Source organism: Natronohydrobacter thiooxidans, from assembly GCF_001884735.1.
Lineage (GTDB): Bacteria > Pseudomonadota > Alphaproteobacteria > Rhodobacterales > Rhodobacteraceae > Roseinatronobacter > Roseinatronobacter thiooxidans_A.
In genome coordinates this window covers 316,081-339,913 of the sequence record NZ_MJAP01000002.1, presented here as the reverse complement: position 1 = coordinate 339,913, position 23,833 = coordinate 316,081, and the positions used below count along the sequence as shown (strand labels likewise).

19 protein-coding genes are annotated in these 23,833 nt (G+C 61.8%); 15 read left to right on the top strand and 4 right to left on the bottom strand.

Translation table 11 applies throughout. The annotated features are described in order from the left end of the window. Nucleotides 1-138: 138 nt before the first annotated feature. From BG457_RS02610 to BG457_RS02570, 9 genes are all read left to right on the top strand, one after another. Complete coding sequence (locus tag BG457_RS02610; RefSeq protein ID WP_071795426.1) at nt 139-585, top strand: DUF302 domain-containing protein; 447 nt, start codon at nt 139-141, stop codon at nt 583-585. Between the two features lie 191 nt (nt 586-776). Next, complete coding sequence (locus tag BG457_RS02605) at nt 777-1,265, top strand: fasciclin domain-containing protein (protein WP_084657429.1); 489 nt, start codon at nt 777-779, stop codon at nt 1,263-1,265. 151 nt (nt 1,266-1,416) lie between these two features. Then, nucleotides 1,417-2,778: an MFS transporter gene (locus BG457_RS02600; protein WP_071795422.1), complete on the top strand. Its 1,362-nt coding sequence runs from the start codon at nt 1,417-1,419 to the stop codon at nt 2,776-2,778. Beyond that, nucleotides 2,754-3,638, top strand: a complete 885-nt coding sequence (gene mepA, locus BG457_RS02595; protein WP_071795420.1) for a penicillin-insensitive murein endopeptidase — start codon at nt 2,754-2,756, stop codon at nt 3,636-3,638. The genes BG457_RS02600 and mepA overlap by 25 nt, the downstream gene beginning before the upstream one ends. Nucleotides 3,639-3,763: 125 nt before the next feature. Beyond that, nucleotides 3,764-5,419: a bifunctional metallophosphatase/5'-nucleotidase gene (locus tag BG457_RS02590; protein WP_071795466.1), complete on the top strand. Its 1,656-nt coding sequence runs from the start codon at nt 3,764-3,766 to the stop codon at nt 5,417-5,419. A 115-nt stretch (nt 5,420-5,534) separates the two neighbouring features. Continuing rightward, nucleotides 5,535-6,158: a queuosine precursor transporter gene (locus BG457_RS02585; RefSeq protein ID WP_071795418.1), complete on the top strand. Its 624-nt coding sequence runs from the start codon at nt 5,535-5,537 to the stop codon at nt 6,156-6,158. A 253-nt stretch (nt 6,159-6,411) separates the two neighbouring features. Next, the gene (arfB, locus tag BG457_RS02580; RefSeq protein ID WP_071795416.1) at nt 6,412-6,831 is read left to right on the top strand and encodes an alternative ribosome rescue aminoacyl-tRNA hydrolase ArfB; all 420 of its coding nucleotides are present in this window, start codon (nt 6,412-6,414) and stop codon (nt 6,829-6,831) included. A gap of 80 nt (nt 6,832-6,911) precedes the next feature. Then, complete coding sequence (locus tag BG457_RS02575; RefSeq protein WP_084657427.1) at nt 6,912-7,376, top strand: NUDIX hydrolase; 465 nt, start codon at nt 6,912-6,914, stop codon at nt 7,374-7,376. Between the two features lie 76 nt (nt 7,377-7,452). Then, a complete protein-coding gene (locus BG457_RS02570; RefSeq protein WP_071795413.1) occupies nt 7,453-8,919 on the top strand; it encodes an inorganic phosphate transporter in 1,467 nt (488 codons plus the stop codon). A 74-nt stretch (nt 8,920-8,993) separates the two neighbouring features. Here the strand turns inward: BG457_RS02570 and gltB are convergent, their stop codons facing one another. Genes gltB through BG457_RS02555 form a run of 3 tightly spaced genes read right to left on the bottom strand, consistent with a single transcriptional unit; the run spans nt 8,994 to nt 15,425 of the window. Beyond that, nucleotides 8,994-13,532, bottom strand: a complete 4,539-nt coding sequence (gene gltB / locus BG457_RS02565; protein WP_071795411.1) for a glutamate synthase large subunit — start codon at nt 13,530-13,532, stop codon at nt 8,994-8,996. Between the two features lies 1 nt (nt 13,533). After that, a complete protein-coding gene (locus tag BG457_RS02560; protein ID WP_071795409.1) occupies nt 13,534-13,986 on the bottom strand; it encodes a GFA family protein in 453 nt (150 codons plus the stop codon). Beyond that, entirely contained in the window at nt 13,983-15,425 is a 1,443-nt protein-coding gene (locus BG457_RS02555; protein WP_071795465.1) for an NAD(P)-dependent oxidoreductase, read from the bottom strand. The genes BG457_RS02560 and BG457_RS02555 overlap by 4 nt, the downstream gene beginning before the upstream one ends. A 212-nt stretch (nt 15,426-15,637) precedes the next feature. On the opposite strand from BG457_RS02555, the gene BG457_RS02550 reads away from it, so the two are divergent. Continuing rightward, a complete protein-coding gene (locus BG457_RS02550) occupies nt 15,638-16,441 on the top strand; it encodes an undecaprenyl-diphosphate phosphatase (protein WP_071795407.1) in 804 nt (267 codons plus the stop codon). Between the two features lie 31 nt (nt 16,442-16,472). On the opposite strand, the gene ubiG is transcribed toward BG457_RS02550, so the two are convergent. Then, complete coding sequence (gene ubiG / locus BG457_RS02545) at nt 16,473-17,210, bottom strand: bifunctional 2-polyprenyl-6-hydroxyphenol methylase/3-demethylubiquinol 3-O-methyltransferase UbiG (RefSeq protein ID WP_071795405.1); 738 nt, start codon at nt 17,208-17,210, stop codon at nt 16,473-16,475. A gap of 65 nt (nt 17,211-17,275) precedes the next feature. Between ubiG and pip the strand changes: the two genes are divergently transcribed. The 5 genes from pip (at nt 17,276) to infB (ending at nt 23,767) form a co-directional block, all read left to right on the top strand. Beyond that, entirely contained in the window at nt 17,276-18,268 is a 993-nt protein-coding gene (pip, locus tag BG457_RS02540; RefSeq protein ID WP_071795403.1) for a prolyl aminopeptidase, read from the top strand. 130 nt (nt 18,269-18,398) lie between these two features. After that, nucleotides 18,399-19,004 carry a ribosome maturation factor RimP gene (gene rimP, locus BG457_RS02535; protein WP_071795401.1) on the top strand — a complete coding sequence of 202 codons (606 nt, stop codon included), beginning with the start codon at nt 18,399-18,401 and terminating at the stop codon, nt 19,002-19,004. A 3-nt stretch (nt 19,005-19,007) separates the two neighbouring features. Next, a complete protein-coding gene (gene nusA / locus BG457_RS02530) occupies nt 19,008-20,618 on the top strand; it encodes a transcription termination factor NusA (protein WP_071795399.1) in 1,611 nt (536 codons plus the stop codon). Between the two features lie 18 nt (nt 20,619-20,636). Then, complete coding sequence (locus BG457_RS02525; protein WP_071795398.1) at nt 20,637-21,257, top strand: RNA-binding protein; 621 nt, start codon at nt 20,637-20,639, stop codon at nt 21,255-21,257. Between the two features lie 8 nt (nt 21,258-21,265). Beyond that, the gene (gene infB / locus BG457_RS02520) at nt 21,266-23,767 is read left to right on the top strand and encodes a translation initiation factor IF-2 (RefSeq protein ID WP_071795397.1); all 2,502 of its coding nucleotides are present in this window, start codon (nt 21,266-21,268) and stop codon (nt 23,765-23,767) included. The last annotated feature ends 66 nt before the right edge of the window (nt 23,768-23,833 follow it).

Genomic DNA, 23,833 nt, shown 5'->3' with positions numbered 1-23,833 from the left:
AGGAAAAAAATCACGCAGGGGCTCTGAGGAGCGATCAATGCGCAGTCTCCAGAGATTTGATCTGCATCAGGGAAAGCCATAGACCATCAAGTTATGCTATATTGGCGATCTTTGAATATACCGCATGGAGGAGACAACATGAGACAGCTGATCTGGGCAACGCTTGGGGCGGGACTGCTGGCCGGGCCCGCGTTTGCAGAGGGATTCTTTACAATCGAACTGGCTGCAGAGTTCGAGGATGTAGCGCTGGATGTCGAGGACGCGATCACGAATCGCGGGCTGGTCATCGACAGTGTCAGTCATGTCGGGCCGATGCTGGCGCGCACCGGTGCCGATCTTGGGGCAGAGACCGAACTCTTTGCGGATGCGCGAATCTATTCCTTCTGCTCGGCCACATTGTCCCGCGAAGCGATGGAGGCTGACCTGCGCAATCTGCAATATTGCCCCTATAACGTCTATGTCTTTCAGGCAGCCGAGGAAGGGGCCCCTGTCATCGTGGGGTATCGCGAGGCCGATGTGCCCTCGATGCGCAATGTGAACGGATTGCTTCAGCAGATCGTCGCGGCGGCAGCCGGAGCGAACTGACGAATGGCGAAAGTGGTCCCGCTTTACCGCGCGATCCGCACATCATCGTGACTTGAACAACGAAGGAACGCGGGCTTAGCACCGGCCTGCGGTCTTTCAACAGCTTTCCCGGATTTTTGAGACTCATCCGCCTCAGGACATGCGCCGTATTCTCCGCGGTATCAATGACGATACATCAAAGGAGATCTTCCATGTACACATCACCTCTCAAGGCACTCGCCATCTCGACGGCATTGATGGTTCCCGCAGCAGCCTATGCGGATAGCCACGCGCCGAGCGGGGATATTGTCGACATTGCTGCGGGCAACGAAGCTTTTTCGACACTCGTGGCTGCGGTAACGGCGGCCGGGCTGGTGGACACACTGAAAGGCGACGGGCCCTTCACGGTCTTCGCCCCCACAGATGAGGCTTTCGCGGCCCTCCCCGAAGGCACTGTCGAGGCGCTGCTGGAGGATATTCCGGCACTGACCGCGATCCTCACCTATCATGTGGTGTCCGGCGCGGTCATGTCCGGGGATCTGGCGGCAGGCTGCAATGAGGTCGAAACCGTCAATGGCGCCAGCGCGACCATCTGCGCGGGCGAGAGCGTGACCATTGATGGCGCCAATGTCGTGCAGGCAGACATCGCGGCGAGCAATGGCGTGATCCATGTCATCGATGCGGTGATCATGCCGGAATAAGGCGGCACTTCCGCACCGATACTTTGCTACAGACCATCAGGCTGGCCGGGAAACGCACCGGCCAGCTTTTTCATACCCGCAGGCAGGTCGTGGCTTGCCATCCCCGCACCGCACTGCCTAAGGTTGCGCACACCACGGCACCGGGGGGCGCATGTCAGAAAGCCGCAAACGCATCTGGGGATGGTGGATGTTCGACTGGGCCAACCAGCCCTATAACACCCTTCTTCTGACCTTCATCTTCGCGCCCTATTTCACCTCTTTCGTGGCCCCCGACCCGGTAACGGGACAGGCCATGTGGGGCTGGATGCTGGCGATCTCGGGCATATTGATCGCGATCTGTGCGCCCATACTCGGCGCAATCGCAGACAGTTCGGGATACAAGCGGCGCTGGCTCTTGCTCTGGTCGGCGCTCTATCTGTCAGGCTCTGCAACGCTCTGGTTTGCCGTGCCGGACGCAGACAGCGCGACGGTTCTGTTCATTCTGGTCGCTTTCGCCATCGGGCTGGTCGGACTGGAATACGGGATTGTCTTCACCAACTCGCTCCTGCCCAGCCTTGCCCCGCGCGAGGAGCTGGGGCGCATTTCCGGCAATGGCTGGGCCCTGGGCTATCTGGGCGGGCTTGCCTCCCTCGCGATCATGCTGCTTCTGCTGGCCGAGAACGAAGCGGGCGTGACCTTCCTCGGAATCGCCCCGATCTTCGGACTGGATGCCGAGGCACGGGAAGGAACCCGCGCTGTCGGCCCCTTCACCGCGCTCTGGTTCGCGGTCTTCGTGATCCCCTTCTTTCTCTGGGTCAAGGAGCCACCTGCCGTCAAAGCACCACGCGGGGCTGTCAGGCGCGGGCTGGCCGAACTCGGCGCCAGCCTGCGCGCCCTGCCGCATCGCCGCAGCCTCTTTGCCTATCTCGGATCCTCGATGATCTACCGCGACGCGCTGAACGGCATCTATGCCTTTGGCGGCATCTATGCCGCGGGCGTTCTGGGCTGGTCGGTGGTTCAGATCGGGGTTTTCGGCATCGTCGCCGCAGCCATCGGCGCGGGGGCCTGCATTCTGGCCGGAAGGATCGATTCGCGCTTCGGGCCGAAACCGGTGATTCTGGGCGCGATCAGCTTGCTGATTCTGGTCTGCATCATTGTCGTCGGAACAGATCGCAGCATGGTGCTGTTCATTCCCATCCCCGAGGGTTCCAGCCTGCCCGATATCGTCTTCTATATCTGCGGCGGGCTGATTGGTGCGGGCGGCGGCAGCCTGCAATCCTCATCGCGCACCATGATGGTGCGCCAGGCCGATCCCGAACGCATGACCGAAGGGTTCGGGCTCTATGCCCTGTCGGGCAAGGCGCTGTCTTTCGTGGCCCCGGCGCTGATCGCCCTGACGACCACATTGACCCAAAGCCAGCGTCTGGGCGTTGCGCCCCTGATAGGGCTTTTCGTTCTGGGGTTGATCCTGCTACTCTGGGTGAAACCCGAAGGTGAGCCCGAGTTCCAATGCGTATCCCCCTCTTCGCCCTGATCCTAGCCATATTGCCTGCGACTGCCTCGGCACAGCAACTTGCCAATCGTCTGTTTGGCGCGCATCCCATGCCCTCGCTGCAAGGGCCCGAGGCCATCGGTTCCTACGCCAAAGGCTGTGCCGCGGGCCTGGTGCGCCTGCCGGAAACCGGGCCGACATGGCAGGCGATGCGCCTGTCGCGCAATCGCAACTGGGGCCATCCCGAAGCGATTTCCTATGTTCAGGATCTATCGCGCAAGGCGGTGCAGATCGGCTGGAACGGCCTTTATATCGGCGATATCAGCCAGCCTCGGGGCGGTCCGATGACCTCGGGCCATGCCAGTCACCAGATCGGGCTGGATATCGATATCTGGATGCTGCCGCCGCGCCGCCTGAATCTTTCCGCCGCTGAACGCGAATCGATCAGCTCGATTTCCGTGCGCACCGAGGATCAGCGCAGCGTCAACAGCAACTGGTCGCGCCAGCACCATGAATTGCTGCGCCAGGCTGCGCTTGACCCGCGCGTCGACCGGATCTTCGTCGCGGCTGCGGTCAAGATCGAGATGTGCAAAACCGCCACCCGCGCCGACACGCCCTGGCTGCAGAAAATTCGCCCCGCAGTGGGCCACAACTATCATTTCCATGTCCGTCTGCGCTGCCCGCAAGGCAATCGCAACTGCGTAACGCAGTCACCAACCGTTGCCGAACTGAGCAATGGCGGCAATGGTTGTGACGAAACCTTGCAATGGTGGGTCACGGATTTCCTGAACCCGCCCCGGCGCGAGCGCACGGAAGAACCGGCACCGCGCCAACGCCATCCGCGCGAATACACAATGGCCGATCTTCCGGCACAATGTCAGCAGGTTCTGGCATCGAACTGACGCGCGCGCCGAAATTCCTTGCGCGAAAGGGCAGGCTGCCTAAGCTTGTCATCATTGTGTTGCATTGTCCGGGCAGTTGCTCGGTATCCGGAAGCAGCACTGACTTTCAACAGAGGATGGCAGATATGGCACATAACAAGCTTACCCCCGCGCTCAGTCGGCGCGGTTTCCTATCGGTCGCGGGCGCAAGCCTTGCGCTTGCGGGCGCGGGGCGCTTCACAATCGCCACTGCGCAGGCAGGAACGGGTTTCAGCCTTGCGATCCTGCATATCAACGACATGCATAGCCGCGTCGACGAGATCAGCCGGTTCAACTCGAATTGTTCGCCCGCAGATGCAGAGGAATCCAATTGCTTCGGCGGCTCATCCCGCCTTGCCACGGCGATTCGCCAGCACCGCGCCGCGCATGAAGAGGCTGGCCGCGCGACTGTAACACTGGATGCGGGCGATCAGTCGCAAGGCACGCTCTACTACACCACCTATGGCGGGCGCGCGGAAATCCAGATGATGAATGCCATCGGCTTTGACGCCATGACCATCGGCAATCATGAATTCAACCGCGGCCCCGAGAATCTGGCGCGGATGATCGACGAGGCCGATTTCCCCTTCGTCGCGGGGAATATCAAACTCACAGAGGACTCCCCCCTTGCAGGCAAGATCGCGCCGCATCTGATCGTCGAGCGCGATGGCGAGCAGATCGGCATTCTGGGCATCACGACCCCGGATACGGTGTTTCTGTCCTCGCCGGGCGATACTGTCAGCTTTCAGGACGAGATCGAGCACCTGCGCGAAGGCGTGGCCGAATTGCAGGCGCAGGGCGTTTCCAAAATTCTTGTCCTCAGCCATGTGGGCTTCGTGCGCGACCAGCAGATCGCCGCAGAAGTCGATGGTATCTCGGCGATAATCGGCGGGCATAGTCACACACTGATGTCGAATACCGAAGAGGGCGCCGTGGAATATGCCACGCTGGTCTCAAGCCCTTCGGGCCGCGCGGTTCCCATCGTGCAGGCTTTTGCATTCTCGCGCTATCTGGGCGATCTGACGCTGGAATTTGCCGAAGATGGTGCAGTGATTTCCGCGACGGGCGACACGATTCTTCTGGATGCGAGCTTCGCACCCGCCGAGGATATCGAGGCGCTGATCGAGCCCCTGCGCGCGCCCATCGAGGAACTGACACGCCGCCCCGTGGCAGAACTGGCCGCTGACATTGATGGCAGCCGCGAGACCTGCCGCGCGCAGGAATGCGAGATGGGCAATACGGTCGCTGATTCGATGCTGGCCGAAGTCGCCCATCAGGGCATTCGCGTGGCGCTGGCGAATGGCGGCGGTTTGCGTGCCTCGCTGGGCGCGGGCACAGCCACGCTGGGCGATGTGTTGACCGTCCTTCCCTTTCAGAACACGCTCTACACGCTCGAAGTCTCTGGCGAGACACTGCTTGCCGCGCTGGAGCATGGCGTGAACGGCGTCGAGGAAGGCGCTGGTCGTTTCCCGCAGGTCGCCGGTGTCCGCTTCAGGCTCGACCTCTCCGTCGCGCCGAATGAAGGGCGCGTCTCGGAGGTTGAAGTCATGGGTTCGGACGGATGGGAGTCATTGGACCCAGGCGCCACCTATGGTCTTGTGACCAACAACTTCATGGCGGGCGGCGGCGATGGCTATGCGATGCTGCGCGACGGCGGCATGAATGGCTATGACACGGCGATTGACCTCGCCGAAGTACTGGCGCGGCATCTGTCCGAGAACGAACCCTACGCTCCGAGCCTCGACGGGCGCATCATCCAGTAAACCTTTGGCCCCGGCGGCAACGCCGGGGCCTTGCCTGAAGCCGCACAAGTCGCTATCTGCGCGACGTCCATCGGGCACAAGTCTCCGCAACCTTGCCAAAACGGAAACCATATCCATGACCCGCAGCTACCTGCCCGGCATTCTTGCCATGGCGGCCATCGTCGTCGCCTCGAATATCCTCGTTCAGTTCCTGTTCGGAAACTGGCTCACCTGGGGGGCCTTTACCTATCCGCTGGCCTTCCTCGTCAATGACGTGATGAATCGTGTCTATGGTCCCGCTGCTGCGCGTCGCGTGGTCTGGGTCGGCTTTGGCGTCGGTGTCGCCTGCTCGCTGATCGGCACGCAGATCATCGGCGAATTCGGGCCGCTTGTGACCCTGCGCATCGCCCTTGGCTCGGGCATCGCCTTCCTGACCGCGCAGATGCTCAACATCTTTGTCTTCGACCGGCTTCGCGAAGGGCGCTGGTGGCGCGCGCCGCTGGGCTCCACCCTGATCGGGTCGGCGGTGGATACTGCCCTTTTTTTCAGCATCGCCTTTTCGGCAAGTTTGAGCGTCATCGCACCCGGTGATGACGTGTCCTGGGCGGGGGAGATCCTGCCAATGCTGGGTTTTGGCCCGGAATTGCCGCTCTGGGTCAGTCTTGCAGTCGCCGATTGGGGTGTGAAGCTGTCACTGGCCCTGCTGGCACTGGTGCCGTTTCGCCTGATCGTGAGGAAATTAACGCAACCTGTCGCATAATTTCTTTTGACAAACACCAAATATGTGCCACCATCCCCTTATCGGCAACTTATTGAAAGGAGGTGATCCAGTGTCTAGAGTGATGTTGGAGAGAGGTGCAAAGACAGTCAGAGGGGGCAGAACCTGACGGCAGCCCAGATGGGAAAGCCACTCTGATTGGGCCAAGACTCTAACTTGGACCATCTCCTTAAACTCGCTTAGGGCCGCCTCGTTACCAAGGCGGCCCTTTCGATTCAGAACCCGGTAAGTGCCGATGCGTATCAATGACCAGATCACCTTGCAGGACTGGGAACTATCCGAAAGCTTCACCCGCGCCACCGGGCCGGGCGGGCAGAATGTCAACAAGGTCTCGACGGCTGTGGAGCTGCGCTTTGAGGCCGAGCGCAGCCCGAACCTGCCCGCCGCTGTCAAGGCACGGCTGAAGCGACTGGCCGGGCGGCGCTGGACACAGGATGGCGCGCTGATCCTGCGGGTCGAGGAAACGCGCAGTCAGGCACGCAACCGTGACATCGCACGAAAGCGGCTTGCAGAACTGATCACACAGGCGCTGGAGCGCCCCAAGCCGCGCATCGCGACACGCCCGACCCTTGCAAGCAAACGCCGCAGACTTGAAACCAAGGCACATCGCGCCACAGTAAAGGCAATGCGCGCACCACCGAAGAACGGCCTTTGACCGTCATCAAATTGTAATTCACGCGTGCCACCGCGTGTAACAAACGAGACTCATAGCCGATGAATGTCCTGACATCACCAATGGAAAAAATAGGGGCTTTCCTGAACCTCATCCGGCCCAGTTTCGTCCAGACTGGGTCGCTGTGCTGGCGCGCAGGCCCCGAAGGGCCAGAGGTGCTTCTCGTCAAGACGTTGCGACGCGGCCATTGGATCATTCCCAAGGGCTGGCCGATGGCGCGCAAGACACTCGCAGAAGCAGCCGCAATCGAGGCATGGGAAGAAGCTGGCGTGATCGGAACTGTCGCTGCCGAGCCGATTGGCGCGTTTACATATACCAAGATCAAGAAGAGTGGACTTCCGGTCCAATGCAGGCCGCAGGTCTATCTGCTAGCAGTCGCGCAAACCGAAGATGTCTATCCCGAATCCGGCAAGCGCATCCGCAAATGGTTCGCCCTGTCCGAGGCGTCGCAGGCCGTCCAGAATACGGGACTGAAGACCCTGCTCGCCTCTCCGCACCTGGGGAAGGCGCTCACGCCCGCGAAATGATTGCTCATCGCGGCACGCTCTGATACTGCGCCGTGTAACAATTTTATGACACACCCCAGCGTCAGAAAGGCCCCGCGTGAGCAATACTCCCGAACGGTCGTGGAAGACCCTCAACAAGGATCTTGAGCGCATAACCGCGCTCGAACAGGCGACCAGCCACATATCCCGTCCGCTGGTGGCGCCTGGGCTTGCGCTGGCCTTCATGGCCCTGACCGGGCTGATCACAGCCGTGCTGATCGGCTTCGACCCGCTGGGGCTGATCGTTGTCGCCGCGGCGATCATCGGCGCCTATATGGCGATCAATATCGGCGCGAATGATGTCGCCAACAATATGGGCCCCGCAGTTGGCGCGCGCGCGCTGACGATCGGCACCGCCCTGATCATCGCGGCCATCTGTGAAACCGCGGGCGCATTGATCGCGGGCGGCGATGTGGTGGGCACGGTGTCGCGCGGGATCATCGCCCCCGAGGCCGTCGCCGAAACGCAGGTCTTCATCTGGGCGATGATGGCCGCGCTGCTGGCCGGCGCGCTCTGGGTGAATCTCGCCACCTGGATCGGGGCGCCGGTCTCGACCACGCATTCCATTGTCGGCGGGGTCATGGGCGCGGGCATCGCCGCGGCCGGATTTGCGGCTGTGAACTGGCCGATGATGGGCCGGATCGCGGCAAGCTGGGTGATTTCACCACTTCTCGGCGGGGTATTCGCGGCCATCTTCCTGGCCATCATCAAATCGCGCATCATCTACCGCCCCAATATGATCGAGGCGGCCCGCACCTGGGTGCCGATCCTGATCGGCATCATGGGCGGGTGCTTCGCCACCTATCTCGCAATCAAGGGGCTGGACAAGATCTACAAGGTCAGCTTCGGCAATGCGGTGATGCTCGGTGTCGTGATCGGTGTCGTGCTGACATTGCTGATGCGGCCCGTGATCCGCCGCCAGTCGGCGGGACTGGACAACCGCAAGAAATCGCTGAAGGTACTTTTCAACATCCCGCTGATCTTCTCGGCCGCGCTTCTGTCCTTCGCGCATGGGGCGAATGATGTGGCCAATGCCATCGGCCCGGTCGCGGCCATCGTGCATGCGGTGCAGGATGGCGGGGCGTCTGATCGCGTGGGCATCCCGCTCTGGGTCATGCTGATCGGCGCGGTCGGCCTGTCGGTCGGGCTGCTTCTCTTTGGTCCGAAACTGATCAATATCGTCGGCAACGAGATCACGCGCCTGAATGCCATGCGCGCCTATTGTGTTGCGCTGGCGGCGGCCATCACGGTGATTTTCGCATCCTGGCTTGGCCTGCCGGTCAGTTCCACGCATATCGCCATCGGCGCGATCTTTGGTGTGGGCTTCTTCCGCGAATGGTATCACGAGCGGGTTCTGCGCGAGAACCGGCTCGATACGACCAGCCCGCCCGAAGTGCGCAAGCGCAAGAAAGTCGTCCGCCGGGGGCATTTTGCGACGATCCTCGCAGCCTGGATCATAACAGTCCCCTCGGCGGCCCTGCTTTCCGCCATCCTCTTCTATCTGCTCAATCTGATCGTGATCTGAACCGGACCAGAATCAATGAAAAAAGGCGCGAAGGTCATTCCCCTCGCGCCTTTTCTCTTTTGTCTTCCTGGTACTTACTCGGCCGGAACTGCCTCTGCTTCATGGCTCAGCGGCTGAGGCAGATGGATCAGCATCTCTTTCGGACAGACCTGTACGAAATGCGCTTTCTCACGATCCCAGTTGCGCAGGATCTCACGGGCGCGCTGCGATTCCGTCTCGGCAGCGTGGCGCTCGATCAGCGAATGCAACTGCTCTTCCCAATGCGCCACCGTGACAGGGCATGTGACCAGGGTTTCCGTATTGATCAGCGGGGCCACTTCACCTGCAGGATCATAAAGATAGGCCATGCCCCCGGTCATACCCGCGCCGAAATTGGCGCCGATGGAACCAAGGATCACCGCGACCCCGCCGGTCATGTATTCGCACCCGTTGGAGCCACAGCCCTCGATCACGACCTTCGCGCCGGAGTTGCGCACAGCAAAACGCTCGCCTGCCCGGCCCGCAGCAAAGAGATAGCCATCCGTCGCACCGTAAAGCACCGTGTTGCCGATGATCGTATTCTCATGCGCCACAAGCGGAGAGGACATGCGCGGACGCACCACAATCAACCCACCCGAGAGACCCTTGCCAACATAGTCATTGGCGTCACCAAAAACCTCGATCTTCAGGCCCGGTGCGGCAAAGGCCCCGAGCGCCTGCCCGGCACTGCCCGCAAGCTTCACGGTCAGGTGATCGGGTTGCAGATTGTTGCGCATCCCGAAGCGCTGAACAATATGGCTGGAGGCGCGCGTGCCGACCGTGCGGTGGGTATTCTCGACCGCATAGGAAAGCTGCATCTTCTCGCCATCCTCGAAGAACCGTGCGGCATCGCGGATGATTTCAGCATCCAGCGTATCCGGCACAGCATTGCGCGGCTTGGCGCGGTCATAGCGGATCTGATCCGCGCCATCGACCGTCAGCAGCAGCGGGTTCAGGTCCAGATCATCGAGATGCGCGGCGCCGCGGCTGACCTGTGCCAGAAGATCGGCACGGCCAATCACCTCGTCCAGACTGCGCGCCCCGATCGAGGCGAGGATCTCGCGAACCTCCTGAGCGTAGAAGGTGATCAGATTCACCACCTTATCCGCATTACCGGTGAATTTCGCGCGCAGCGATTCATCCTGCGTGCAGACGCCCACCGGGCAGGTATTCGACTGGCATTGCCGGACCATGATGCAGCCCATCGCGATCAGCGCAGCGGTGCCGATCCCGTATTCCTCGGCCCCCATCATCGCCGCCATAACGATATCGCGGCCCGTGCGCAGCCCGCCATCGGTGCGCAGCGTCACCCGCTCGCGCAACCGGTTCATCGCCAGAACCTGATGCGCCTCCGACAGGCCCATTTCCCAGGGCAGACCAACATATTTGATCGAGGTGCCGGGGCTTGCGCCCGTGCCCCCATTATGGCCCGAAATCAGGATAACATCGGCCTTGGCCTTGGCCACACCGGCGGCAATCGTGCCCACACCGGATTGCGCCACCAGTTTCACGGTGACTTTGGCGCGCGGGTTGATCTGTTTCAGATCATAGATCAGCTGCGCCAGGTCCTCGATAGAGTAGATATCGTGATGCGGTGGCGGCGAGATCAGCGTCACACCCGGCGTCGAATGCCGCAGCCGTGCGATCAGCTTTGTCACCTTCATCCCCGGAAGCTGACCGCCTTCGCCGGGCTTTGCGCCCTGGGCGATCTTGATTTCCAGCTCCTCGCAGGCGTTCAGATATTCCGCCGTCACCCCGAACCGCCCCGAGGCCACCTGCTTGATCTTGGCGCAGGGATTGTCGCCATTGGGCAGCGGATGCGCATGCGCCGGGTCTTCCCCACCCTCGCCCGAATCCGATTTCGCGCCGATCCGGTTCATCGCGATGTTCAGCGTCATATGCGCTTCGGGCGAAAGCGCCCCCAGCGACATGCCGGGCGTGACGAAACGCTTGCGGATCGCGGTGATCGATTCGACCTCCTCGATGGGGATCGCCTTGCCCAGAGGCTTGATATCCAGCAGATCACGCAGATGGATCGGCGGATTGGCCTGCATCGCGCTCGAATACTGCTTCCACATCGCATAGCTGGAACTGTTGCACGCCTGTTGCAGCATATGCATGGTCTGGGCTTCCCAGGCGTGTTTCTCGCCCGAGCGCCGCGCCTTGTAGAACCCACCGATGGGCAGAATATCCTGACCCTGACGCCAGCCTTTCGCGTGGATCTCTTCCAACTTCATCTGGATGCCGTGCAGACCGATCCCCGAGATCCGGCTCTGCATGCCGGGGAAATACTCGGCGACCAAGGCGCGCGACAGCCCGACAGCTTCGAAATTCAGCCCGCCACGATAGGAAGAGAGAACCGAAATCCCCATCTTCGACATGATCTTGAGCAGACCCAGATTGATCGCTTCGCGATAACGGCGCATTGCGTCGATCAGGCTGCCTTCGATCAGCCCGCGATCAATCCGGTCGGCGATGGTTTCCTGCGCCAGATAGGCATTGACGGTCGTGGCACCGCAGCCGATCAGGACGGCGAAGTAATGCGGGTCAACACATTCTGCCGAACGCACATTCAAGGAACAGAAAGTGCGCAGCCCCTTGCGCGTCAGCCAGCTATGCACCGCGCTCGTGGCAAGGATCATCGGCATGGAAACCTTGTCCGGTCCCTGATGCACATCGGTCAGCACCAGATGCCCGGCCCCTGAACGCACCGCATCCTCGGCCTCGGCGCGAATACGCTCCAGCCCGTCGCGAAGCGCATCTTCGCCAGCATCAGCCGGGAAGGTACAGTCGATGAAAGCCACCTGATCGCCGAATTCGCGCACCATCTCGGCAAATTCGCCATTCGCCACAAAAGGCGATTCCAGCACCAGAATTTCCGTCTGGCTGCTGTCCTCATCCAGCACGTTCTTCAGGTTGCCGAAGCGCGTGTTCAGGCTCATCACCCGGTATTCGCGCAGGCTGTCAATCGCAGGGTTGGTCACCTGGCTGAAGTTCTGACGGAAGAAATGCGACAGCGGGCGATAGATCTTTGACAGCACCGCTGCGGGCGTATCATCGCCCATCGAGGCGACCATTTCCTTGCCGTCCTCGGCCATCGGCGCGAGAACCTGCTCGATTTCCTCGATGGTGAAGCCCGCCGCGACCTGCCGCTTGCGCAGTTCAGATGCCTCCATCTGCCGCGTCTCGGGAATGTCGCGCAGCTTTTCGTTCAGATCAACGATCTTGTCGTTCCACTCACCAAAGGGCTGGGATTTGGCCAGCTTGTCCTTGATTTCAGTGTCGTGATAGAGCTTGCCCTCTTTCAGATCGACCGCAATCATCTGACCCGGACCGAGCGCACCCTTTTCGCGCACGGCCAGTTCGTCAACCGTGACCATCCCTGCCTCGGAACCGGCAATCAACAACCCGTCACCGGTGACAACATAGCGCATCGGGCGCAGGCCATTGCGGTCAAGCCCGGCGCAGACCCAGCGGCCATCCGTCATGGCCAGCGCGGCAGGGCCGTCCCATGGCTCCATCACCGAGTTGCAATAGGAATACATGTCGCGCCAGGCGCTGGGCATCTCAACCGCCTGTCTGGACCAGGCTTCGGGCACCAGCATGGTCTTGGCCATCGGCGCATTGCGCCCTGCGCGCACCAAGACCTCGAATACCGCATCCAGCGCCGCCGAATCCGACGCGCCAGAGGCGACGATGGGCTTGATATCCTCCGCCATCTCGCCAAACGCCCCAGAGGCCATCCGGATCTCATGGCTTTTCAGCCAGTTCAGATTGCCCTTGAGCGTGTTGATCTCACCGTTATGCGCCAGCATCCGGAAGGGTTGCGCCAGCCACCATTGCGGGAAAGTATTGGTCGAATAGCGCTGGTGATAGATCGCAAAAGCCGATTCAAACCGCTCATCTTTCAGATCCGGGTAGAACTCGGCCACCTCTTCAGCCAGCATCATCCCCTTGTAGATGATCGAACGGCAGGAAAGCGAGCAGATGTAGAACCCTGCGATCCCGGCGGAGGTTATGGCTTTCTCGATCCGGCGACGGATCACATAGAGTTCGCGCTCGAAAGTCTCTTCATCCGTCCCCTTGGAGTTGCGGATCAGAATCTGTTCGATCTCGGGGCGGGTCGCATTGGCCTTTTCGCCCAGCACGGCCACATTCACCGGCACATGCCGCCAGCCATAGATTGCATAGCCCATGCGCAGAACTTCGGTTTCCACAATCGTGCGCGACCGCTCCTGCGCACCGAAATCAGTGCGCGGCAGGAAAACCTGACCCACGGCCATAAGCTGATCCAGCTGCGGATGATGGCCCGTGCGCTGGATCTTGTCGTAGAAGAAATTGACCGGAATCTGCACATGGATCCCGGCCCCGTCGCCGGTCTTGCCATCAGCATCCACAGCGCCGCGATGCCAGATCGCTTTCAGCGCGTCGATCCCGTTCTGAACGACCTGCCGCGACGGCTTGCCGTCCAGCGCTGCGACCAGCCCGACGCCGCAGGACGAATGCTCGTCCTCGGCCTTGTAGAGACCATGTTCCGCCATATAGGCGCGGCGGGCTTCTTCGGCGGCGGCCCAGGCTTCATCATATGTCGTCATGTCAGTTATCCTCTTCCGAGATACCGAATCCTGCCAGCGTTTCCTTGCGTGTCAGCCGGGGATGATCCCCCGAATACGCAAATGCCTGTGGCTTGTGGTCGATAAAGATTTCCTTGCTCAGCGTCAGGCCCGACGGATCGTCAAACAGACCAAGCGACAGTTCGAGCGAGGCGCTGAACGGCCCCTCTGTGGTCACATGATAGTAAAGCGGTGCGCCGCATTCCTTGCAATTCGCGCGCTCTGCCCAATCCGAACTCTGATAACGCCGGATCGCCTCGCTGCCCGTCCATGTGATCTCGCGCACCGGTACGGTAACCGCGAGGAACGCACTACCGGTCCAGCGTCGGCACATCTCGCAATGGCAGCCATGCACCTCGCGCGTGCTGACCTTTGCCGAGAACCGGACAGCCCCGCAAAGGCAGCCCCCTTCCCGGATTGTGGCTTCCGCGCTCATTCTGCGGCCACCCGTGCCGGAGCAGCCAGATAGCTCAGGATCGCATCCGCCGCCTCGCGCCCGTCGCGGATCGCCCAGACCACCAGCGACGCGCCGCGCACGATATCACCCACGGCCCAGACGCCCGGCAGATCGGTTTCATGCGTGTTGAACTTCGCCTTGATCGTACCCCAACGGGTGACAGCCAGTTCCGGCACGCCCCAAAGCATCGGCAGATCTTCCGGTTCAAACCCCAGCGCCATGATCGCCAGATCGGCCTCTTCAGTGTAATCCGCCCCCTCGATCAGTTCCGGCGCGCGGCGTCCCGTAGCATCGGGCTGCCCCAGACGCATCTTCTGAACCCGCACCCCCGTCAGCGTGCCGTCCGCATCCGTCACAAAACCCGAGGGCGCGGTCAGCCAGACAAACTCGACGCCCTCTTCTTCGGCATTCTGGGTTTCACGGCGCGACCCCGGCATATTGTCCCGGTCACGCCGATACAGACACCGCACCGAGGTCGCCCCCTGACGCACCGCCGTGCGCACGCAATCCATCGCCGTATCGCCCCCGCCGATCACGACCACGCGCTTGCCGCGCGCATCCAGATCGCCATTGTCGAATTCCGGCACCTCATCGCCAAAACTCTTGCGGTTCGAGGCGGTCAGGAATTCCAGCGCCTTGACCACACCCGGAGCCCCGGAATTGGGCGCGACCAGATCCCGCGCCTTGTAAACTCCGGTCGCGATCAGAACGGCGTCATGCTTGCCGCGGATAGCGTCAAAGGTAATGTCCTCGCCAACAGTGCAGTTCAGCACGAATTCGACGCCACCGGCCTCAAGCTGCTCGATCCGGCGCATCACCACGGGCTTTTCCAGCTTGAAACCCGGAATGCCATAGGTCAGCAGCCCGCCTGCGCGGTCATAGCGGTCATAGACCGTGACCTGCACCCCGGCGCGGCGCAGCACATCCGCCGCAGCGAGCCCGCCGGGCCCGGCACCGATGATCGCGACCGATTCCGGGCGCTCCTGCGCGGGCGCAATGGGTTTGACCCAGCCCTTTTCCCAGGCGGTGTCAGTAATGTACTTTTCGACCGACCCGATGGTCACAGTTCCATGCCCGGATTGCTCGATGACGCAATTGCCCTCGCAGAGACGGTCCTGCGGACAGATACGACCGCAAATCTCCGGGAACGTATTGGTCGCCTGTGACAGTTCATAGGCTTCCTGCAAGCGCCCCGAGGCGGTCATCAACAGCCAGTCGGGAATGTTATTGTGCAACGGGCAATGGCTCTGACAATAGGGAACGCCGCACTGGCTGCACCGGCCCGCCTGTTCGGTGGCCTTCTCGTCCGAATACTCGCTATAGATCTCGTCGAAGTCTTCCGCGCGCAGAGCGGGCGGGCGCTTCTCGGGCATTTCGCGACCGATCTTTACGAAACGGAGCATTGGCTGTTTGGCCATTGGCTGATCCTCCAGAATTTTCCAGTCTTCTAGCCTGAGTTGCGCGACATGAAAAGTCATAATTGCTGACCTAAAACCAGAAAAATGTCACGCACAGCGCCTCATCTACCAGAAGAAGGCGGTTTTTAGGTCATCTTTGCTGACATATATTCGCGATTCCCCTGCCCCCTCAGAGACTTTAGGTTCTGCGCGACTCATCATAAAGGCCCACCATGACGCTCTTTCACATCTTCCTGCTCGCCGCGATTCAAGGCGTCACCGAGTTTCTACCCGTCTCCTCTTCCGGCCATCTTATCCTGTTGCCAGCGCTGACCCCGCTCGAAGATCAGGGGCTGGCATTGGATGTGGCCGTGCATATCGGCACACTTTTCGCGGTCTGCTGGTATTTCAGAACCGATGTGGCCCTGGCGGTGCGGGGCGTCCCCGAATTGCTGCGCGGACGGGTGGAAACGCAGGCTGGCTTTCTGGCGCTCTGCCTGATCATCGCCACCATCCCCGTGATCATCCTCGGGCTGATCTTCAAGCTTCTGGGCGTGATGGAAATGCTGCGCTCGATCGCGGTGATCGGCTGGATGATGATCCTCTTCGGCATCGTGCTCTATCTGACAGACCGGATGGGACCGCAGACCCGCACGGCACAGGGCTGGACGATGAAACATGCGCTCTATCTGGGGCTGTGGCAGGCCATCGCCCTGATCCCCGGCACATCACGCTCGGGCATCGTGATTTCGGGCGCCCGCGCCCTGGGCTATGCGCGCCATGACGCCGCGAAACTCTCGATGCTCATGTCGATCCCGACCATCATCGCCTCGGGCACTCTGATGACCTTCGATGTGATCCGGGTCGCCGACTGGGACGTCGCCCGCGACGGCGCCATCGCCGCCGTGATTTCCTTTTTCGCAGCCTGGGCCGCGCTCGTCTTCATGATGAAACTGCTGCGCTCGGTCAGCTTCACCCCCTATGTGATCTATCGTCTCGTGCTTGGCGTGATCCTGCTCTTCATCGCCTATACCTGATCTGGCTTCATCTTGCCCAAAATACTCAAACTCACCGCTTCACCGAAGCGGTGACATAGTTCACGGACAGATCTTGCGCGGAAAGCGACCATGACCATGTGATCTTGTTGAACACAAACCCCTTGCGATCCACAGGCTCCAGCCCGGCCTTGCCGATCAGATCGTATAGCTCGTCAGGGGTGATGAATTTCGACCAGTCATGCGTGCCTCTGGGCAGCCAGCGCATGACATATTCCGCGCCGATGATCGCCATGAGATAGCTCTTGGGGTTGCGGTTGAGCGTAGAGCAGATCATCAGCCCGCCGGGCCGTAGAAGCTGCTGGCAAGCGGTCAGATAGGCCAGCGGATCGGCGACATGCTCGACCACTTCCATATTCAGCACCACATCGAACTGCTCGCCCGCCGCCGCCAGATCCTCGGCGGTGGTATGGCGATAGTCGATCTCCAGCCCTTCCTGCTTGGCATGAAGCCGGGCCACGGGAATATTCCGCGCCGCCGCATCCGCCCCCACCACCGTCGCCCCGAGCCGCGCCATCGGCTCTGACAGCAACCCGCCACCGCAGCCGATATCCAGCAGCCGCAACCCTTCGAACGGACGCGCGTGCGCCAGATCCCGGTCGAACTCGGCCGCGATCTGCTGGGTGATATAGTCCAGCCTGCACGGATTAAGCATGTGCAGTGGCTTGAATTTGCCATGCGGATCCCACCACTCAGCGGCCATGGCCTCGAATTTCGCAACTTCGCTGGGGTCGATGGTCGAGACGCTCATGCTTCCTCCGGTTTTTCCCTTCTCGCCCATGGCAGGGCGGCGCAACACGCTATATAGTCTGCGGGATGGACAAGTCTGCAGGACATGACAGCGCAGCCCCGGCACTTTATCCCGTGGCAGAGCCGTTCGACCAGCGCCTTCTGGACGTAGGCGACGGGCATCGCGTCTATGTCGAGCAGATCGGCCATCCCGACGGGGTTCCGGTGGTCGTCCTGCATGGCGGCCCCGGCGGAGGATGCAGCCCGACAATGCGCCGCTTCTTCGATCCCAAAACCTACCGCGTGATCCTGTTTGACCAGCGCGGCTGCGGGCGCTCGAAACCCGCCGCCTCGATCACCGCGAATACGACCCAACACCTGATCGCCGATATCGAGTTGATTCGCGAAACGCTGGGCATTGCGCGCTGGATGGTATTCGGCGGAAGCTGGGGCGCAACGCTGGCATTGGCCTATGCTCAGGCCCATCCCGACCGCGCCGCCTATCTGATCCTGCGCGGCGTGTTCATGGGAACACGCGCCGAACTCGACTGGTTCTACGGGGGCGGCGCGGCGCGGTTCTTTCCCGAAATCTGGGCGCAATTCATCCGCCCCATTCCGGCCGATGAACAAGGCGACCTGATCGCCGCCTACGCAAGGCGCCTGTTCAGCGGCGATCCGCATGAAGAAAACCGATTCGCGCGCAACTGGACCCGCTGGGAAAATGCGCTGGCCTCGATCGAAACCCGCGGGCTGGGTGTCGGCGATGCGCCCTCGGACTATGCCCGCGCCTTCGCCCGGCTGGAGAATCACTATTTCACCAATAGCTGCTTTCTGGGCGAGGATGGCGCGCTGATGCACGGCCTGAACCGGATGCAAGATGTTCCGGGCACCATCGTGCAGGGGCGCTATGACATGATCTGCCCACCGCAAACCGCCTGGAACCTGCATGCAGGCTGGGGGCGGTCGCGGCTGGAAATGGTGCCTGTCGCGGGCCATGCGCTGTCGGAGCCGGGCATCAGTGCCGAACTTCTGCGGGTGATGAACCATCTGCGCCATGAGGCCGCGCGCCTGAAGCTGTGACTGAACGCTTGCAATACACGCGCGACTTGCCTATACGGCGCTCAACAGCGGTGCCTGTGTGACAGGCTCCACCGGAAATCACAACGGGCCGCGCGGCCCGTTTTTTTGTTTTGCCCGAAGGAGGGCGTGCATGAGCGATCTGATCGCCAAGACCTCCATTGACCAGCGCCTCGCCGAAATCGTGACCCCGGTCATCGAAGGCCTGGGCTTTGAACTGGTGCGCCTGCGGCTCATGGCCGGCAAGACGCGCACGCTGCAGATCATGGCCGACCGGCCCGAGGGCGGGATCGAAGTGCAGGATTGCGCCGATATCTCCACTGCGGTCTCTGCCGTGCTCGATGTCGATGACCCGCTTGAAGACGCCTATACGCTCGAAGTTTCCAGCCCCGGCATCGACCGCCCCCTGACCCGGCTGAAGGATTTCGCCACATGGGAAGGCTATGAGGCGCGGATCGAGACCTCGGAACTGATCGACGGGCGGCGGCGCTTCAAGGGCGTTCTGGCGGGCGTTGAAGAAAATGAAGTGCTGATCGAGATCGAGGAAGGCAGCGAGACGCTGACCATCGGCCTGCAATTCGACTGGCTGTCGGACGCGAAGCTGATCCTGACCGATGAGTTGATCGCCGAGATGCTGCGCGCCCGCAAGGCGAGTGGCGCCATCGACGAAAGCCAGTTTGACGAGATTGAGACGGAAACAGAGGAGGGCGCGGAATCCGCGACCCGTCAGGAGGACTGAGACATGGCAATCACCTCTGCCAACCAGCTTGAACTGCTGCAGACCGCCGAAGCGGTCGCCCGCGAGAAGATGATCGACCCCGATCTGGTCATTCAGGCGATGGAAGACAGCCTCGCCCGCGCGGCCAAGTCGCGCTACGGCGCGGATATGGATATCCGCGTCAAGATCGACCGCAAGACCGGCGTCGCAAAATTCACGCGCGTGCGCACCGTGGTCGCGGACGAAGAGCTGGAAAACTATCATGCGCAACTGACCGTTGCCCAGGCCGCGCCCTATCTTGATGACCCGCAGATCGGCGACGAGATCATCGATCAGGTGCCGCCGGTGGAACTGGGCCGGATCGCCGCGCAATCGGCCAAGCAGGTGATCCTGCAGCGCGTGCGCGAAGCCGAGCGTGACCGCCAGTATGAGGAATTCAAGGACCGCGCGCAGACGATCATCAATGGCGTGGTCAAGCGCGAGGAATACGGCAATATCATCGTCGATATCGGCCGCGGCGAAGCCGTGCTGCGCCGCAACGAGAAGATCGGCCGCGAAAGCTATCGCCCCGGCGACCGCATCCGCTGCTTTGTCAAGGATGTGCGCCGCGAAGCGCGCGGGCCGCAAATTTTCCTCTCGCGCACCGCGCCCGAATTCATGGCCGAACTGTTCAAGATGGAAGTGCCGGAAATCTATGACGGCATCATCGAGATCAAGGCCGTCGCCCGCGACCCCGGCTCGCGCGCCAAGATCGGCGTGATCAGCTACGACAATTCCATAGACCCTGTGGGCGCTTGCGTCGGTATGCGCGGCAGCCGCGTGCAGGCCGTGGTCAACGAACTTCAGGGAGAGAAAATCGACATCATCCCCTGGACCGAGGATCAGGCCACCTTCCTCGTGAACGCGCTGCAGCCCGCCGAGGTCAGCAAGGTCGTGATCGATGACGAGGCCGGCAAGATCGAAGTTGTGGTGCCGGATGAACAGCTTTCGCTGGCCATCGGTCGGCGTGGACAGAATGTGCGTCTGGCCAGCCAGCTTACTGGTCTGGACATCGACATTCTGACGGAATCCGAAGAATCGACCCGCCGTCAGGCCGAGTTCGCCGAGCGCACCAGATTGTTCATGGATGAACTCGATATCGATGAAATGATGGCACAGCTTCTGGTTGCCGAGGAGTTCACCTCGCTTGAGGAAGTGGCCTATGTCGATATGGACGAGTTGCTGACCATCGACGGCTTTGACGAGGAAACCGCTGCAGAACTGCAGACCCGTGCGCGCGAGCGGCTGGAAGCGATTGCCGCGGCAGCGCTGGAAAATGCCCGCGCTTTGGGGGCAGAGGACAGCCTCATCGATTTCGACGGTCTTTCCCCACAAATGGTCGAGGCGCTGGCCAAAGACGGCATCAAGACGCTTGAGGATTTCGCAACCTGCGCAGACTGGGAACTGGCGGGCGGCTGGACGACCGAAAACGGCCAGCGCATCAAGGATGAAGGGTTGCTCGAATCCTTTGACGTCAGCCTGGAAGAGGCGCAGACTCTGGTGATGACCGCGCGGGTCATGCTGGGTTGGGTAGACCCGACCGAGCTTGAGGCCGAAGAGGATGCCGAAACGGAAGACGAGGAAGCGGCGCACTGAGGCATTCGGAGACAAGACATGGCGCGCGGCGGCAGGCAGGTTGAGAAGGACGGGCCAGAGCGGCGTTGCATCGTCACTGGCACATCCGGCGGGAAACGTGGCCTGATCCGCTTCGTGGTCGGGCCGGAGAACGGAATCGTGCCCGATATTGCCGCGCGCCTGCCGGGCCGGGGCATATGGGTCAGCGCCGACCGCGCGGCGCTGGACAAGGCCGAAGCAAAGAAGCTCTTTGCCCGCGCAGCCCGGCAGGCCGTCACCGTGCCTCAGGGGCTGGCCGATCTGGTCGAGACGCTCCTGCGACAGCGGGTGATCGAATTGCTGTCACTCGCCCGAAAAAGCGGGCAGGCGGTGGCAGGATATGAAAAATGCCGCGATGTCGCGCTCAGGGGCGAGATGGCGGTGCTGGTTCAGGCCCATGACGGCTCGGAACGCGGCAAGACGAAACTGCGCCCGCCCGAAGGGGCGGACAGCTATGTCGGTTGTCTGAGCGCACAGGAATTGGGTTTGGCATTCGGGCGCGATCATGTGATACATGCCGCGCTTCGTGCTGGTGGACTCAGTCAAGCTGTTGTAGAGGAAGCGGCAAGACTGCAAGGTTTGCGCTTGAATATCGGTGGATACGCCACCGGAGAGGATTAGACGGACGCATGAGCGATACAGACGGTAAGAAAACACTCGGACTTGGCGGCAAGGGCGGCCATGTGAAGCAGAGCTTCAGCCATGGGCGCACAAAATCTGTGGTCGTCGAGAAGAAACGCAAGCGCGTCGTGGTGCCGAAGCCCGGTGCCGCACCAGCTTCCGGTGCGCAAGGCTCTGCGCCCGCGAAACCCGATCCCGCACGCCGTCCGGCAGGTATTTCCGACGCGGAAATGGAGCGCCGTCTCAAGGCCCTCGCGGCTGCGAAAGCGCGCGAGACCGAGGAAGCCGCGACACGCGCCCGCGAAGAGCGCGAGCGCGAGGAAGAGCGCCAGCGCCGCCGCGATGAGGCCGAGGCCCGCGAGCGCGAGGAACGCGAGCGCGAAGCGGCCCTGCGCGCCAAGGAAGAAGAAGACGCACGTCAGGCTGCCGAAGCAGAGGCGCGCAAGGCCCGCAAGGCGGCAGAGCAGGCCCCTGCCGCGACGCCCGAACCGGTCGCCCCGCTCTCCGAGCGCGCCAAGCCCGTAACGCCTTCGGATGTGCGTAAACCGGTCAAGCAACGTGCCGAAGACGACCGTCAGGCGCGGGCGAAACCGCGCGATGATGCAGGCGGCCGCCGCGCCGGGAAACTGACCCTGAATGACGCGCTCTCGGGTGAAGGCGGGCGCCAGCGCTCGCTTGCCGCCATGAAGCGCAAGCAGGAACGCGCACGGCAGAAAGCCATGGGCATGAACCAGTCGCGCGAGAAAGTCGTGCGCGAGGTCCAGTTGCCGGAAACCATCGTGGTGCAGGAACTGGCCAACCGCATGGCCGAACGCGTCGCGGATGTGGTCAAGGCGCTGATGAAAATGGGCGTCATGGCGACCATGAATCAGACCATCGACGCCGATACCGCCGAACTGGTGATCGACGAATTCGGCCACAAGGTCGTCCGCGTCTCGGATTCGGATGTCGAACAGGTCATCACTCAGACGCCTGATGACGAAGCCGACCTGCAGTCCAGACCCCCGATCATCACGATCATGGGCCATGTCGACCACGGCAAGACCTCGCTTCTGGACGCGATCCGCAAGACCAATGTGGTTTCCGGCGAAGCAGGCGGGATCACGCAGCATATCGGGGCCTATCAGGTCACGACCGATAGCGGTGCGGTGCTCAGCTTCCTCGACACACCCGGTCACGCGGCCTTCACCAGCATGCGCGCCCGCGGCGCGAATGTGACCGATATCGTGGTTCTGGTGGTCGCAGCCGATGATTCGGTCATGCCGCAGACGATCGAGGCGATCAACCACGCCAAAGCGGCCAAAGTGCCGATGATCGTCGCGATCAACAAATGCGACAAGCCCGCCGCCGAGCCGAACAAGGTGCGCACCGAACTTCTGCAACACGAAGTCGTGGTCGAGGCCATGTCCGGCGATGTGCAGGATGTCGAAGTCTCTGCAGTCACCGGTGCGGGGCTGGATCAGCTTCTGGAAGCCATTGCGCTGCAGGCCGAGATTCTGGAACTCAAGGCCAATCCCGACCGCGCCGCAATGGGCGCCGTGATCGAGGCCCAGCTTGATGTCGGTCGCGGGCCCGTGGCCACGGTTCTGGTGCAGAACGGCACCTTGCGGCAGGGCGATATCTTTGTCGTCGGCGAGCAATGGGGCAAGGTGCGTGCGCTGGTCAATGACAAGGGCGAACGCGTCAAGGAAGCCGGTCCCTCGGTCCCGGTCGAGGTTCTGGGCCTGAATGGCACGCCAGAGGCCGGGGATGTGCTGAACGTCGTCGCCACCGAAGCGCAGGCGCGCGAGATCGCCGAATACCGTGCGCAATCGGCGAAAGACAAGCGCGCGGCAGCGGGTGCTGCGACCACGCTGGAACAGCTCATGGCCAAGGCCAAGGCGGATAAGGATGTGGCCGAACTGCCCGTGCTGGTCAAAGCGGATGTGCAGGGCTCTGCCGAAGCCATTGTGCAGGCGCTGGAAAAGATCGGCAATGATGAGGTGCGCGTGCGTGTCCTGCATTACGGCGTGGGCGCGATCACCGATACGGATGTCGGTCTGGCCGAAGCCTCCGGTGCGCCGATCATCGGCTTCAACGTCCGCGCCAATGCCACGGCCCGCGCCTCCGCGCAGCAAAAAGGGGTCGAGGTGCGCTATTACTCGATCATCTATGATCTGGTCGATGACATCAAGGCAGCGGCCTCCGGCCTGCTCTCTGCGGAAGTGCGCGAGAATTTCATCGGCTATGCCGAGATTCGCGAAGTCTTCAAGGTCTCGGGCGTCGGCAAGGTCGCAGGCTGTCTGGTCACCGAAGGGGTGGCACGCCGCTCCGCCGGTGTGCGTCTGCTGCGCGACAATGTTGTCGTGCACGAGGGCACGCTCAAGACGCTCAAGCGCTTCAAGGACGAGGTCAAGGAAGTGCAATCCGGTCAGGAATGCGGCATGGCCTTCGAGAATTACGACGATATCCGCGCCAAGGATGTGATCGAGATTTTCGAGCGCGAAGAAGTCGAGCGCAGCCTGGCCTGAGGCGCAAACGCGACAGGTAGGGTGCGTGCTGAGCACGCACCCTACGGCAACGCGCCCGCCCCAAGG

Coding starts and splice junctions, on each gene's coding strand:
- BG457_RS02610 (WP_071795426.1), top strand. CDS start 139: ATGAGACAGCTGATCTGGGCAACGCTTGGGGCGGGACTGCTGGCCGGG.
- BG457_RS02605 (WP_084657429.1), top strand. CDS start 777: ATGTACACATCACCTCTCAAGGCACTCGCCATCTCGACGGCATTGATG.
- BG457_RS02600 (WP_071795422.1), top strand. CDS start 1,417: ATGTCAGAAAGCCGCAAACGCATCTGGGGATGGTGGATGTTCGACTGG.
- mepA (WP_071795420.1), top strand. CDS start 2,754: ATGCGTATCCCCCTCTTCGCCCTGATCCTAGCCATATTGCCTGCGACT.
- BG457_RS02590 (WP_071795466.1), top strand. CDS start 3,764: ATGGCACATAACAAGCTTACCCCCGCGCTCAGTCGGCGCGGTTTCCTA.
- BG457_RS02585 (WP_071795418.1), top strand. CDS start 5,535: ATGACCCGCAGCTACCTGCCCGGCATTCTTGCCATGGCGGCCATCGTC.
- arfB (WP_071795416.1), top strand. CDS start 6,412: ATGCGTATCAATGACCAGATCACCTTGCAGGACTGGGAACTATCCGAA.
- BG457_RS02575 (WP_084657427.1), top strand. CDS start 6,912: ATGGAAAAAATAGGGGCTTTCCTGAACCTCATCCGGCCCAGTTTCGTC.
- gltB (WP_071795411.1), bottom strand. CDS start 13,532: ATGACGACATATGATGAAGCCTGGGCCGCCGCCGAAGAAGCCCGCCGC.
- BG457_RS02560 (WP_071795409.1), bottom strand. CDS start 13,986: ATGAGCGCGGAAGCCACAATCCGGGAAGGGGGCTGCCTTTGCGGGGCT.
- BG457_RS02555 (WP_071795465.1), bottom strand. CDS start 15,425: ATGGCCAAACAGCCAATGCTCCGTTTCGTAAAGATCGGTCGCGAAATG.
- BG457_RS02550 (WP_071795407.1), top strand. CDS start 15,638: ATGACGCTCTTTCACATCTTCCTGCTCGCCGCGATTCAAGGCGTCACC.
- ubiG (WP_071795405.1), bottom strand. CDS start 17,210: ATGAGCGTCTCGACCATCGACCCCAGCGAAGTTGCGAAATTCGAGGCC.
- pip (WP_071795403.1), top strand. CDS start 17,276: ATGGACAAGTCTGCAGGACATGACAGCGCAGCCCCGGCACTTTATCCC.
- rimP (WP_071795401.1), top strand. CDS start 18,399: ATGAGCGATCTGATCGCCAAGACCTCCATTGACCAGCGCCTCGCCGAA.
- nusA (WP_071795399.1), top strand. CDS start 19,008: ATGGCAATCACCTCTGCCAACCAGCTTGAACTGCTGCAGACCGCCGAA.
- BG457_RS02525 (WP_071795398.1), top strand. CDS start 20,637: ATGGCGCGCGGCGGCAGGCAGGTTGAGAAGGACGGGCCAGAGCGGCGT.
- infB (WP_071795397.1), top strand. CDS start 21,266: ATGAGCGATACAGACGGTAAGAAAACACTCGGACTTGGCGGCAAGGGC.